General features: G+C 38.4%; 14 protein-coding genes. 9 read left to right on the top strand and 5 right to left on the bottom strand.

The features are described 5' to 3' along the window. Positions 1–64: 64 nt before the first annotated feature. Genes purN through fsa form a run of 5 tightly spaced genes read left to right on the top strand, consistent with a single transcriptional unit; the run spans position 65 to position 4,342 of the window. The gene (gene purN / locus EHQ43_RS17210) at positions 65–679 is read left to right on the top strand and encodes a phosphoribosylglycinamide formyltransferase (protein ID WP_135771820.1); all 615 of its coding nucleotides are present in this window, start codon (positions 65–67) and stop codon (positions 677–679) included. Continuing rightward, complete coding sequence (gene purH / locus EHQ43_RS17205; protein ID WP_135771819.1) at positions 676–2,217, top strand: bifunctional phosphoribosylaminoimidazolecarboxamide formyltransferase/IMP cyclohydrolase; 1,542 nt, start codon at positions 676–678, stop codon at positions 2,215–2,217. The genes purN and purH overlap by 4 nt, the downstream gene beginning before the upstream one ends. After that, positions 2,217–2,930: a hypothetical protein gene (locus EHQ43_RS17200; protein ID WP_135771818.1), complete on the top strand. Its 714-nt coding sequence runs from the start codon at positions 2,217–2,219 to the stop codon at positions 2,928–2,930. Before purH ends, EHQ43_RS17200 begins: the two co-directional genes overlap by 1 nt. Before the next feature lie 43 nt (positions 2,931–2,973). Further along, a complete protein-coding gene (locus EHQ43_RS17195) occupies positions 2,974–3,645 on the top strand; it encodes a hypothetical protein (protein WP_135741765.1) in 672 nt (223 codons plus the stop codon). A gap of 52 nt (positions 3,646–3,697) precedes the next feature. Continuing rightward, positions 3,698–4,342 (top strand): fructose-6-phosphate aldolase, encoded by a 645-nt coding sequence (gene fsa / locus EHQ43_RS17190; protein ID WP_012388452.1) that lies wholly within the window; start codon positions 3,698–3,700, stop codon positions 4,340–4,342. 1 nt (position 4,343) lies between these two features. Here the strand turns inward: fsa and EHQ43_RS17185 are convergent, their stop codons facing one another. The 3 genes from EHQ43_RS17185 to EHQ43_RS17175 are packed head-to-tail and all read right to left on the bottom strand — an operon-like array spanning position 4,344 to position 6,683. Then, a complete protein-coding gene (locus EHQ43_RS17185) occupies positions 4,344–4,823 on the bottom strand; it encodes an HPP family protein (RefSeq protein WP_425269662.1) in 480 nt (159 codons plus the stop codon). A 34-nt stretch (positions 4,824–4,857) separates the two neighbouring features. Beyond that, complete coding sequence (locus tag EHQ43_RS17180; protein ID WP_135741763.1) at positions 4,858–5,883, bottom strand: DUF1574 domain-containing protein; 1,026 nt, start codon at positions 5,881–5,883, stop codon at positions 4,858–4,860. 56 nt (positions 5,884–5,939) lie between these two features. Next, positions 5,940–6,683: a pseudouridine synthase gene (locus EHQ43_RS17175; protein WP_135771817.1), complete on the bottom strand. Its 744-nt coding sequence runs from the start codon at positions 6,681–6,683 to the stop codon at positions 5,940–5,942. Between the two features lie 49 nt (positions 6,684–6,732). Here EHQ43_RS17175 and lipA point away from each other — a divergent pair, with 49 nt between their 5' ends. Then, complete coding sequence (lipA, locus tag EHQ43_RS17170) at positions 6,733–7,653, top strand: lipoyl synthase (protein WP_167481814.1); 921 nt, start codon at positions 6,733–6,735, stop codon at positions 7,651–7,653. A gap of 2 nt (positions 7,654–7,655) precedes the next feature. Next, complete coding sequence (locus EHQ43_RS17165) at positions 7,656–7,952, top strand: hypothetical protein (RefSeq protein ID WP_135741760.1); 297 nt, start codon at positions 7,656–7,658, stop codon at positions 7,950–7,952. A 57-nt stretch (positions 7,953–8,009) separates the two neighbouring features. Here the strand turns inward: EHQ43_RS17165 and EHQ43_RS17160 are convergent, their stop codons facing one another. Beyond that, positions 8,010–9,191 carry a lipoprotein LipL45 gene (locus EHQ43_RS17160; protein WP_135741759.1) on the bottom strand — a complete coding sequence of 394 codons (1,182 nt, stop codon included), beginning with the start codon at positions 9,189–9,191 and terminating at the stop codon, positions 8,010–8,012. Positions 9,192–9,449: 258 nt separating this feature from the next. Between EHQ43_RS17160 and EHQ43_RS17155 the strand changes: the two genes are divergently transcribed. Together EHQ43_RS17155 and EHQ43_RS17150 are read left to right on the top strand one after the other, a co-directional pair. Next, positions 9,450–10,772: a radical SAM protein gene (locus tag EHQ43_RS17155; RefSeq protein ID WP_135771881.1), complete on the top strand. Its 1,323-nt coding sequence runs from the start codon at positions 9,450–9,452 to the stop codon at positions 10,770–10,772. Positions 10,773–10,810: 38 nt separating this feature from the next. Continuing rightward, entirely contained in the window at positions 10,811–12,901 is a 2,091-nt protein-coding gene (locus tag EHQ43_RS17150) for a PP2C family protein-serine/threonine phosphatase (RefSeq protein WP_135771816.1), read from the top strand. A gap of 43 nt (positions 12,902–12,944) precedes the next feature. Here the strand turns inward: EHQ43_RS17150 and EHQ43_RS17145 are convergent, their stop codons facing one another. Next, positions 12,945–13,373, bottom strand: coding sequence for a hypothetical protein (locus EHQ43_RS17145; RefSeq protein ID WP_135771815.1), 429 nt, complete (start codon positions 13,371–13,373; stop codon positions 12,945–12,947). Positions 13,374–13,547: the final 174 nt, after the last annotated feature.

The following is a 13,547-nucleotide window of genomic DNA, read 5'->3' as shown; positions in this document are numbered from 1 at the left end:
GTATTCCCATCGACCAAAAAGGATACTTGCTTAATGACCGAACCGAATATTCTTAGATTATCACATGGGAAAAACAAAACGTGTTGTTTTTTTGGCTTCGGGTCGGGGGTCCAATTTTTCGGCTTCGGTGGAATCCATCCGAAAAAAGAAGCTAAAACTGGACATCCTTGCCCTGATTTCGGACAATCCGGAAGCAAAAGCCCTCGATCTCGCTAAAAAATTCGGGATTTCCACCAAAGTGATCCCTTATAGCAAATACGCGTCCAAACCAGATTACCACAGGGACTTACTCCACCAAATCGAATCTTACAACCCTGACTTGATCGTGGCTTGTGGTTACATGAGGATCCTAAAACCAGAATTTGTCAGGCGGTTCAAAAACCAAATCATCAATGTCCACCCAAGCCTACTCCCAGCCTTTCCAGGCCTTGATTCCCAAAAACAAGCCCTGGATTATGGTGTAAAAATAGCAGGTTGTACTGTCCATTTTGTATGGGAAGGAGTGGATACAGGTCCAATCATTTTACAAAAAGCGATTGCCATTCGACCTGAATGGAATGAAAAAGAATTATCCTTGGCAATACTAAAGGAAGAACACAAAATCCTTCCACTCGCCATACAACTGTTTTGTGAAGATAAATTAAAAATCAAAGAACGAAAGGTAGAAATCCTAAAATGATCCAAATCAAAAGAGCCCTTGTTTCCGTTTCAGATAAAACGGGAATCACAGAAATCTGTTCCTTCCTTGCCAAAAATGGAGTGGAGATCTTATCCACTGGTGGGACATACGATGCCCTCGCAAAAGCAGGCATTTCTGTGAAAAAAGTAGATGAGTTTACTGGCTTTCCAGAAATTTTACATGGCAGAGTGAAAACTCTCCACCCAAAAATTCACGGTGGTTTACTTGGTGATACCACAAATCCCGACCATGTCAAACAGATGGAATCCAATGGAATCGTTCCAATCACACTTGTCATCGTAAACTTATACCCTTTTGTGAAAACAGTGATGAAACCTGATGTGACTTTAGAAGATGCAATCGAAAACATTGACATCGGCGGGCCGTCTATGCTTCGTTCGGCGGCAAAAAACCATAAAAATGTTGTGGTAATCACAGATCCAAAGGATTACGAATCTTTCCAAAAAGAATTTACAGCCAACCAGGGAAAAATTTCAAGAGAAACTGCTTTTGGTTATGCGGCAAAAGTTTTTTCAGAAACTGCATCATATGATTCTGCGATTTCGACATATTTCAACAAATGTTTGGACATTAAGTACCCTGACAAAATCACTTTCGCCTTCAACAAAAAACAAAAATTAAGATACGGCGAAAATCCTCACCAAGATGCAGCCTTTTACGAACCATTGTTTCTCAAATCTCAATTTGAGGCATTACAAGGAAAGGAACTTTCATTCAATAATATGTTAGATTTTGATGCAGCCTTCCATGTGGCAAGTTTACTCCCGAAAAATGCAGTTTCGATTGTTAAACACTTAAATCCATGTGGGATTGCGTTTGGCGATACTGTCATAGAGTCGTTTGAACTCGCTAGAAAAACTGACCCAATTTCTGCCTTTGGTGGGATCATTGGTATCCATGGTCGAGTGGAGAAGGATGCTGCCGAAGAAATTACCAAAAACTTTGTGGAAGGTGTGATTGCGGAAAGTTTTTCACCTGAAGCCTTAGACATATTTTCAAAGAAACCAAACATCCGTTTGATTCCAATTGCAAAATTTGACGAAGCACTAGATGAATTGGATTTACGTTCACTCCACCATGGACTTCTCATTCAAAATAGAGACTATGATTTGATCACAAAAGACAAACTTAAAATTGTTTCTAAAAAACAGCCAACCGATGATGATTTGGAAGGTTTGATGTTTGCATGGAATTGTGTGAAATTTATCAAATCCAATGCCATTGTCTACACTGATCAAAACTCAACTCTAGGAATTGGTGCAGGCCAAATGTCGCGAGTGGATTCAGTCGAACTTGGAGCCATGAAGGCCCAAAAAGTTGGACTTTCCGTTGTGGGATCCTATGTTGGTAGTGATGCATTTTTTCCATTCCGTGACGGCATTGATGCCATTGCAAAAGTGGGTGCTAAAGCAATCATCCAACCGGGTGGATCTATCCGAGATGAAGAAGTGATCCAAGCCGCAGACGAACATGGACTGATCATGGTTTTCACGGGGATGAGGCATTTCCGTCACTAATGGAATTTTTCCTTTTTTTACTTTTCCTTGCGATATTTGGTTTCATAGCAGCAGTAATCTCGTATTATACGAAGATTTTATTTTTTTCTGCTAAATCAAATTATAGAAGAGAAGAGTTAACAGACATTCGGGGGGATGTATTTCGCATCTTCCTTGATTTGTTAGAATCAAATGGTAACATTTTGTACGGCAGTTTCGTTTTTTTCGGAAGTGCTTTTTTTGTATGGCTTTGGTCACTTCTCGGTACGGTACTCGGAGAAAAAGGGCCTGGTGTGTTTGAACATATTTTCCACATGCCGATTTTCTTTTTGGGTTTGTTTTTTTCCTATCCCGTTCTAAAAGATGCCTACCAAGAAAAAAATATCTTGGGACTAGCAAAACCGATTTTATCTGGGTTTGCACTGGGGAATTTAGCAAGCGGTGCCGTTCATTACGGCCTCGATCGAGATCTGTATTTTTTGATCTACCTCATTCTCTTCTTCTTACAAATGCCAGTCCTTGTTTTCCTTTGGAATCAGGAACCAATTTTGGGTGTTAGTTTTGAACCAACTCCATCTTATGAAGAGGGAGCTGATTGGGGAGATTCTTTTTCCGACGAAAACAGTTTCTCCGAGGAAGTTACTCATGTGGAAAACGAAGATGAGAACCCTTTTGCATCGGAAACAGATTCCTACGGGCTTGGTGACGATCCCTTCTCAGACGATTTTAAGTAAGAAACAAGTTTCCTTTTTTTTGGGTTTTGCCGATAAAAACTATATGAAGAAATATCTGCTGATCCTCCTATTTTGTTTTCCTGGTTATCTATTCTCGCAAACAGAAATACCAAATACTTTGGATGGATTTGCGGAAGCCTCTTGGGGGATGACCTTTGAGTCGATCCGAGAGAAATTCCTTTCCATGGCGACAAACCCTGAATCCAAAGAAAAAATTGAAATCTTAAATGAAAAAAAAGATGTCAGTTTGCTCATCCGACGCAATGGAATTTTGTATTTATATCGTTTTTATAAAACCCCTGAACTTTTAAAAGAAGTCCGCCCCAAACGAGAAGGACAACCAGAAGCGGACCCAACGATCGATGGACAAACTGAATTTAGAGAAAATGGAATCCTCTTTTCTGTGGGAGTAACATTCAACTTAGTTCCTTCTGAAAAAATCAAAGAAAAACTAGAAAAGAAATATGGAAAACCAAGGAAGGAATCCATCGGTGATGACAAAGTGTCTGGAGCAGCCATTTGGGAACTTGTGGAACGTAGGGAGAATCCACCACGTGGTGGTTTTGCTGTTGTTTGGCGTGAAGGTTACAAAAAACTTCCCTACACTCGTCGAATCGATTATTTTTCAGCCAATATCCGTGACGTCATTGCCAAAGATTACGTGGATTTCTTCAGCGTACAAGAAACAAAAACCTTGCGAGATTTAATCCCATAGGTAGCCTGTCTCGTGAGGGCTTGGTTCTTCAACACCAAGCATACGAGGCAAAATGAATTTATTTTTAGACACAGCCAACATAGACGAAATCAAAAAAGTCCATGAATTAGGTTTACTTGACGGGATTACGACAAACCCTTCTATCATCGCGAAATCAGGTCGCAAATTCACAGAAGTCATCAAAGAAATCTGTAGTTTCGTAAAAGGTCCAGTGAGTGCAGAGGTTCTAGCAACAGATGCACCCACCATGATCAAAGAAGGTTTAGAACTTTCTAAAATTGCTGAAAACGTTGTTGTGAAAGTCCCTCTCATCCCTGAAGGCATGAAAGCTGTGAAAGCGTTTGCAGAACAAGGCATTCAAACAAATGTTACACTTTGTTTCACTGCAAACCAAGCATTACTCGCTGCAAAAGCTGGTGCTACGTTTATCTCGCCTTTTGTCGGTCGATTGGATGATGTCGGATATGATGGATTAGAACTTATTTCTGAAATCCGCGAAATTTACGACAACTACGGAATCGAAACTCAAATTCTTGCAGCATCTGTGCGCCATCCGATCCACTTCAAAGAAGTGGCTTTACGAGGAGCCGATTGTGTAACTTTACCTTATTCGGTTTTTGAAATGTTATTCAAACACCCACTGACTGACAGTGGACTTGCTAAATTCGTAGAAGATTCAAAAAAATTAAACTGGTAATCTAAAACCATGCCACCGGATATTTCCGGTGGTGTACCAAATTATTCACAATCAGAGCATTACATAAAAGTACTATTACTCCAACCATAACTGGAAAAAAAATAAAATCCACACCAACCCCACCTATCACACCAATAAGTGCAGTCGCACCACCAGGTGGGTGTAAGGTATGAGTTAAATACATAACAAGAATTGATAATCCAACTGATAAACCAATTGTAAAAAAATTTGTACCGATGGTATAAACTAGGATCACAGCAATACATGCTGAGAGTATATGACCTCCGATAAGATTCCTAGGTTGTGAAAGTGGAGCATCAGGCACAGCAAATAATAAAACGGCGGTGGCTCCGAAGGAACCAATGAGCAAAGTATGACCAGATAAATTTGTAACAATGAGTATCGACCAAATTGATACCGTACTACTGATAAAACTCCAAATGGCAAATCGGTATGAAAGTTTATTTCGTTTTGCAACCAGGGGTGCCTTAATCTTATAGGGAATATTTTTAAATCTATCTTTCAGCGTACTTTATCCAAATCTCTTTCATCTGACCTTCAAAACATAATGCCGATTGGTGGGAAGCATCATTGAACAAATCACAAGTATTTGGAATATTCCAATTGAGAGTATTAGCACCATATTGTTTAGCCAATACTTCTATTGGACTCCACCAAACTTCTTTTATGTGGAATTTTTCATAATATGAGTAATAACCAGGGAAAACCTTAGGCCAAACGACTAAAGTTTTAATTTTTTTATCCTGAGTAATCTTTAGAATTTTCTCTAAATAGGGAATTTGAGACTTACCTAATTCGAAAGATCTCATATACAAATTCCCAATACGAATTGTATCATTTTTTATTTTTTCAATTGGGTTTGCATGTACACCATACATGAGATACTCACCTTTCGTATAATTGATCAGTTGGTATTCCTGATTGTATGCTGATTTGTATTCTCTCATTTTCCCATGTTTGAGTCTGGAAGTAAAAAGTGATAAATTAAACTCGATGCTACGTATCGCAAAAACATGATCTAAAATGTAATACCATTTTTCTTTGAATGGAAGGTCTTCCCAAACGGTATCAATGCAACGTTTGTCACAACCCATCCTTAAAAAAGGAGAAAGGATAAATCCTTTGGAGTCATCAAATGCCTCAGGGCTCAGTGAAAGGATAACAAAATCAGGTGTGATACCTGAATCCAAAATTTGTTGGAATTGGATATAGGAATTCATTGGAATTCCCTGTGGGCTACTGAAATTATATAAGGTCCAATTTTTGTTATGTGGTTCAGGGATCCCTAAGTATGAAAAAGGATAGGACCTAGAGTCGCCAAATACCAGGGAGAGTTTTTTTTCTCTTAATTCTGGGTCTTTGAGAAGACGATCTTTTAAAACCTTTCTTTGGAAATAAAAAACAGAATTACCCGCTTGCAGAAATTCATCATGAAAGATTGGTAATAAAAAAATTTTATCTACTAAGAAGATAAATAAAAAAAGAACAACTGGGTAAAATAAAAATGGTTTTGATTTCAAAAAAACAAATCCCCTAACCTCACCATTTTATGAATCGATTGGATTCTTCAACTAAATTAAGGATGTAAATTTCCTAGAACTTGCTCTTCCGTCACCTCTTTGTATTTTCCTTCCAACAAATCAAAATTTCGTAGATCTAATTTTCCGATACGAATTCGATACAAATCAAGAACAACCAAATCCTTTGTTTTACACATCCTTCGAATTTGTCTTTTTTTCCCTTCCTTTAAGACAATACTGAGGTAACTTGTGAAACCTGGTGCTGTTTTTTCAGGGAATACGTTTGCAGGTTTCACAGAAAGTGCCCTCAGGGTTTCACCACCTTCCCGAACACCTAACATGAATTCTTCGGCAATCTTTTTCCAACTCACAGGTTGTTTCAGACTGATGATATATTCTTTATCAATTTTATTTTTTGGGTGAGTTACTTTTTGGATAAAATTTCCATCGATAGATAATAGGATGAGTCCTCTGGAATCTAAATCAAGACGTCCTGCATAATTGTACTTTTGAAACAACTCAGGCAAAATGGTAAAGATAGTATTTTCATGGTGTTTATCTTCATGCGAAGTAAGAAACCCTGGGGGTTTATTGAAGGCAATGATTTTAGGACGATTTTCAGTCCCATCCTCTTTTGCCACTGGTTTTCCATCAAACAGAATGGAATCCGACTCGTTTACCTGGAAAGACAAATCAGTGATTGTACTTCCGTTGATTTTGACCCTACCTGAGAGGACCAATTCTTCGACCTTTCTACGGGAACCTAAACCTAATTTGGCAAGAAATGCATTGATCCTCATGATTTTCCATTTTACAAAGTGGCCTCATTTCAAAAAGTCTAAAGAAGGTATGAATCCACTAAAAAAGAAACCTCGCTCAAAAAACCTAAATCCTACAGTGCCCCTCCCTGATTGGATGAAAGTGAGAGTGAGTTTTCCCAAAGAATCGGATGCTTTATCAGTTGTTCGAGCCGAGGTGGAAACCAAACAGCTCCATACTGTTTGTGAATCAGCAAGTTGCCCCAATCTCAACCATTGTTGGAATCGGAAAACCGCGACTTATATGCTGGCCGGGGATATCTGCACAAGACGATGCCAGTACTGTGATGTTGCCTTTGGCAAACCAAAATCCCTAGATCCCTTGGAACCAGAACGAGTCGCAAGGTCTGTGGAAGCTCTTGGACTAAGACATGTTGTCCTCACGGCTGTCAACCGCGATGATTTAAAAGATGGTGGTGCAAGCCACTTTGCTGAAACCATTACAAAAATCAAAACTTACAGGCCAGAATGTTCTATTGAAGTTCTCATCCCCGACTTCAAAGCCAAGGAAGAGTCTTTGCAAATTCTCTACGCTGCAAAACCAAATATCATCAATCATAATATAGAAACTGTAGAACGATTGTTTCCGACAATCACTCCCCAAAAAAATTACAAACGTTCCTTAGAGGTTTTATCTCATATCGCCAAACACGGTTTCCTAACCAAAAGTGGGATTATCCTTGGGCTTGGGGAAACAGAAGCGGATGTGAACCAATGTTTAAAGGATTTATATGCAAATGGGGTTCGGATGTTGACAATTGGACAATATTTACAACCCGGACCCACTCATTACCCAGTGCAAAGTTTTATCCGACCAGAAACTTTTGAAATGTGGAAGGAAACTGCCTATCAAATTGGTTTTAAGACGGTTGCCTCAGGGCCTCTCGTTCGGTCGTCCTACCATGCTGATGAATATTTTACTGAGGATTCACAAAATCTACCGAAAGTGTAGATATGACGGAAGAGGAATCAGCGGAGTTTCAAAGAGAACTCGCAAAAACTTTCTTTTTATCCATTTTGAAGGATTTAGGTGAGATTGACGAATCTCTGTCTGATTATGAAATCAAAGTCCTCATCCAAAGGGCTCTTTCCCACCACCCTACATTACAAGTGGAATGGGGACAGATGGATCGATTTGGCCAAAACACCTTACTTGTTCGATACCAAAACAATTTACTCCTCATCGAAGTAAGTCCACTCATCAACACAATTCGAATCCTTTGGAACGAATATAAAAATACGAATGCATAAAAAAAGCCCGAAGGGGAATTCCTCCAGGCTTCTTTTCTACTTAAGGGTGTGGTTCTGTTAGAATTTGGATTTTTGTTGAAGGTCGTAAATGACTTCTTCTACATTGTCCATATCAATTTTTTTGACACCATTTTCAGTGTGAACAATCAATTGACCGTTTTCTTGGTTGATGATCGCTCCAATGACTGTTTTTCCGTCAACTAACACGATTTTTTCAATTCTTTCGTAGTAGTTTACGATATCTTTTTTAGATTTGAAATCTTTTGGTTGGCTAGCTAAAGATTCTTCGAATTTTTTCTTCTCTTCTTCTTGTCGTTTCGCTACTTCTTTTTCAATCGCTTGTTTCTTAGTATCGATTTCTTGTTTTTTCAATTCATCGAGTTTCTCAGTTTGAGCTGATTCACTAAGTTTTACAATCTCTTGTGCAGTTTGTTTGTCAACAGTCACGATTGTTTTGATTTCTTGTTCTTCGTTTTTTGTTAGTTTTGCACTTTCAACAACGAGTTTTTCTTTCTCAGTCGTTTTGAATGCTTTTGATAAATCCAAAGATTGGATATCAGCTGATTTTGCAAGTTCTGCAGATTTTACAGATTGAGTTGAAGCTTGGTCTTTTTCCAAGATTACTTCAGCTTTTGCAATTGATTCTTGTAGTTTCTTTAGATCACCATTTTTAGAAATTTCTTCCTCAGATAGTTTTTCTAGAGCAGGAACACGAGGAGCAAATGCAACCGCACCTTCTACTACTTTTACTTTTGCAGGTTTTCCTTCAGCTGATTCTACGATGAAAGAAGTTCCACGCACACCCGCAATTGCGGTTGGAGTGACAACAGTGAAATTGTCTTCTTTCTTAGCTTTGTTGACTTTCGCGAATACTTTTCCAGAAACTAGAGCAATTTGAGTGTCTGTAGTTCCTGCGTTGTCTTGTGAAAGTTTAGCAAAGTCTACTGCGGACTTTGGAGAGATACGAATGCTCGAGCCATCTGCAAATTGGATGTCTACTTTTCCATTGTCGCCTGTGACTACGTTATCCCCTGTTTTCAAAAGAGCACCTAATTGTGCTTTTTCTTCCGTTTGGTCTGCGTGTTGGATTTTGGAATCTCCTACCGCAAATACGACAACCGCAGATAAATCTGCCGGTTTTTTAGGTGCTTCCGTTACTTCTGCATCTGGTTTCTTACAAACTGTAAGACCAGTGAAAAGAATCGCAAGACCAATGATGGTGAGTTTCGATGCTTTCATATCTTCCTGTCCCTTAGTGAAATACTAATTTACTTACTCTCTAATCAACAAACTGGGATATAGAAAATTCCCAGATTTTTTGTATTTTTTTCTAGAATGAAAAAAATTTCATTAGTTCGGAAAAAAAATAATTTAGCGATTGGATTTGTAAACGAATATTCAAGTTTTTTGGTAAGAACTACTGATTTTCAGGGGTTTTTCGCAGTTCTTTCGGGAAAATCGCTTTGTCTAAGAGAAAGGAAGAAAAAAGCTCCCATTATGGCTGAAACCTCTACATTGAACCAAAGACCTGCCTCCTCCCTCTCTTTATTGGAAGAAATGGAAAGAACATACAAAGATCTACCCATGGAAGCCATTGTCAAACAAGACATTTTAAGGCAAGGGATCCACTTCTTCCCCGAGGCATTCCAAGTCAAAGACCCATATAAATCCAAAGATTATTTTATTTTTTCCTTCGATCATATCCCCTTAGCAGATTTAAAAGATGGCGCAGACACCAAAGCCCCGGAAGAGATCAAAATCAGCGGGGGACATTTTGGGCTCTTAAAAACCGTGATCTCCACACGGAATAATCCAAACTCACCGTACAAAATGAAACTAAGGGAAGGGAAACCAACTTTGTATTTAGAGGAAACAGAGATTGGTACAGCGGAATACCCACCGATCCCTTCTTGGTACAGACACAAAACCAAATCAGGAAAACTTCCTGGTGAAATTGCTCCTGTCATTGAATGGGGATACCTCCTTTATCTGACTGTCTTTCGTAACTGCCAGTATTTTGGAAAAGATGAGGAATGTGCCTACTGCGATATCAACCATAACTACCGACAACAAAAAGGTGCCGGTCGTCCTTATACGGGTGTGAAGGATGTGGAAGACATTTTGGAGGTGTTATCCTGGGTCGATGCAGAAGACCAAATTGCAAAAGTGTACACCATTACGGGTGGGTCAGTTCTCACCAATTTAAAGAAAAAATCGGAAGTGGACTTTTACCTGCAATACCCAGAAGCCATTGAATCACGATTTCCAAATCGATGGATGGGAAAACTTGTCGCACAAGCTTTTGAAAAAGAAGACTGCCAAAAATTCAAAGATGCAGGGATTCAAATTTACCATCCAAATTATGAAGTTTGGGACAAAGACCTTTTTGAAAAAATTTGCCCAGGGAAAGCAAGTTGGATTGGGTATGAAAATTGGATCCGACGTGTTGTCGACTCTGCCGAAGTATTTGGTCCAGAAAACGTAATTCCAAACTTTGTTGGTGGAGTAGAACTTTCCGAACCATGGGGTTTCAAAACTGTTAAAGAAGCCATCACTTCCACAAAACAAGGATTAGACTTTTTTATGTCAAAAGGGATTGTGCCTCGGTTTACTGCATGGTGTCCTGAGCCGTATACGACCTTAGGCCAACAAGCGGGTCCACCACTCGTGTATTTTTGTGAACTTTTACGAGCTTGGAAAGAAACTTTTGAATCCTATGGGTTGCCTACTCCTCCGGGTTATGGGGAACCAGGACCAGGGAAAGCGGTATTCTCCGTTTCTGCTTTTATGGATGTCATTGGATATTCTGGGAGAAATTAGTTCTTTCCAATCTTAACTCAAAAAGAAACTCAAGTACAATGCGAAAACTGATCCTAGGTGTGGTGTATGCCACCATCACCTTCTGTACCATCCAATGCCATAATCCTGATTTAGAGGGAGACCTTCGTTTTCGGCAAGGGGTACTTGATTTAAGTGAAATCACATTCAAAGAAAACACTGCTATCGAATTACAAGGGGAATGGGAATTGTATTTTGGGGAATTCCATTACCCTCCCTTTCACGGCCAAAAGGAACTGACAGGTTACCTTGCCATTCCTAATTCATGGCAAAATGAGGAATATGGCGGCATTGAGTTACCAAGAACCGGTAAAGTCACCTTACGTGCGTTTATCCACACTAACAAACAAACAGTTGGCCAAGAACTAAGGATTTATATTCCAGACATCGCTTCTTCTTATCGTTTTTTTGCCAATGGAGTTCTCATCGGTGGGCAAGGAAAACCTGGGATCAATCAATTTGATGATACTCCTCGGATTAAATCCAAATATTATACTCTGATCCCTGATCAGGAAGTGATCGAACTTGTTTTTCACATTGCCAATTATGAAAACAATTTTGGAGGGTTTTGGGGACATCCTATTATCGGAAACAAATATGCATTGGATCGAGAAAAGATGTTTTCTAATGCAAGAGAGTTATTCCTACTAGGTGCCCTATCTCTCATTGGTTTGTATCATTTTGGATTGTACTTTTACAAACGAAAAGAAAAATCAATTTTTTACTTTGCTATCTTTTGTTTTTTACTCGGGATACGCCTTGCCTTCACTGGGGAGAGGTATGTATTGGAACTTTTTCCACGGTTCCATTGGCCTACTGCTTTTCGGATAGAATTTGCATCCTATTATTTTGCGGTTCCTACTTTTTTACTCTTTATCCATTCCCTTTTTCCAGAAGAATCAAAGTTAAAACATGTTCGTCGTGCTCTTTTTGCCAGTTCCCTTTTTTCACTCACATTGTTTTTACCAATCTCTGTTTTTACCATTTTACTTTATGGATTTCAAATCTTAGCATTTATCATCATAGGTTATGTCATCCATATCAACTTAAAAGCTGTCATCAATAGTCGACCAAACTCAAAACTTTTTTTGATTGGGTTACTGATCTTAGCATTTTCAGTATCATTTGATATTTTAAAACATAGTTTAAATAGCAGAGGGATTGGTCTCACACCTTATGCTCTTCTTTGTTTTATCTTTATCCAATCACTCATTTTATCCAGTAGGATTGCCAATGCATTTGTAAGAGCAGAAGAACTTGCAGAAAGTTTAAAAATAAGCAACGAATCATTGTTAGCAGTAACTGAAAATTTGGAACAAATTGTTTCCGACAGAACTTACCAATTGAATTATTCATTGAATCGGATCAAAAAAGACCTACTCCTTGCTAAAAAAATCCAACAAAAAATCTTACCAGAAGATGGAATCAAATTTGATCCTTTAAAAATTCATTTATATTTCCAACCCCAAGAAGAAGTGGGAGGAGACTTTTATGATATTTTTGAATTGGATAATGGAACTGTACGATTTTTTGTCGCTGATGCAACAGGGCATGGAATCCAAGCAGCACTTTATACAATGGCAATCAAATCAGAATACGAAGCGATCAAACGATTCATTACCAAAACCGATGATTTGATGAACCACCTCAATCAAAAAATTCAAAATAAGTTTTCTGGTTTGAAAATAGTTTTTTCTGGATTTTTATTGGACATTGATACCAAAACAAAAACGGTTTATTATTCTTCAGCAGGTCACCCTAACCAGATTTTTCAATCGCAAGGAAATCAAATTATTTTGAATCGAACTGGTAATATCATTGGATTAAAAAAGGACCAACCCTACACCCAAAAACAATTCCAGATTTTAGAAGGGGATCGAATTTTACTTTTTACTGATGGAATGTTAGAACAAAAAAATGAATCGAGAGAAGAGTTTGGAATGGATCGTATCCAGAAGATTCTCTCCGAATTTCAAAACAAAGAATCGGAGAGAGTTCTTGCGGAACTTGTCATCCAATTGTTTTTATTCCAAGGGAAGGAAGAACAAGAAGATGACCAAACGATGGTACTTGTGGAATGGGAAAAAAATGAATCTGTGTTTGAAAATTAAGATCCAAAGAGAGTTACATTTCCTAAATCCAAATTGATTTGTATTATTTTTTTAAAAATAAATGATCCACTCCATTTTTTTCAAATTCGGAATCATACTTTTCCGCTTCTTTTGCCACTTTTGTTTCGTAAACTTCAGGTGCTAAGGCTTCCAATTCTTTTTCGGACATCGAAAGTTCCAAATCTCTTTGCGCAAGTTCTGTAGTGAGTTCTGTCCAAAACACATCATCGTTATATGGCTCAATATAAGATTCGAATACTTCTTGGAAGTATTCTTCTGCGACAGTGTACATTCCATTCTCAGAAACTATTGGACTGTTTTCCATGGTTTTGGAAAGTTTGCCGAGTAAGGATTGTAGAAATCCATCGACACTCGGATCTGATTCTTCATGGGGAGCATTACTCACCCATTCAAACACAGTGAGAGCATCTAAAAGTTGTTTTGTTTCTTGTGGTGTAAGATCTAAATTCATAATTACCTACTTTCCTTCCATAGAAACTTGTGTGGGAAAGAGAAGCAAATCAAAGAATCACAGTAGACCTGTTTTCCTTGTAGTTTTGATAGATTTGTTCCACAAGCATACGAAAGTTTGGATCCTCTTTTAGGATCTCCAATTTTTGTTCCAAACTCAGGATTGAAAATTGAG

The organism is Leptospira bouyouniensis (assembly GCF_004769525.1).
GTDB lineage: Bacteria > Spirochaetota > Leptospiria > Leptospirales > Leptospiraceae > Leptospira_A > Leptospira_A bouyouniensis.
Note: the sequence above shows the minus strand (reverse complement) of the source record. Positions and strands in the feature narration are given on the sequence as shown.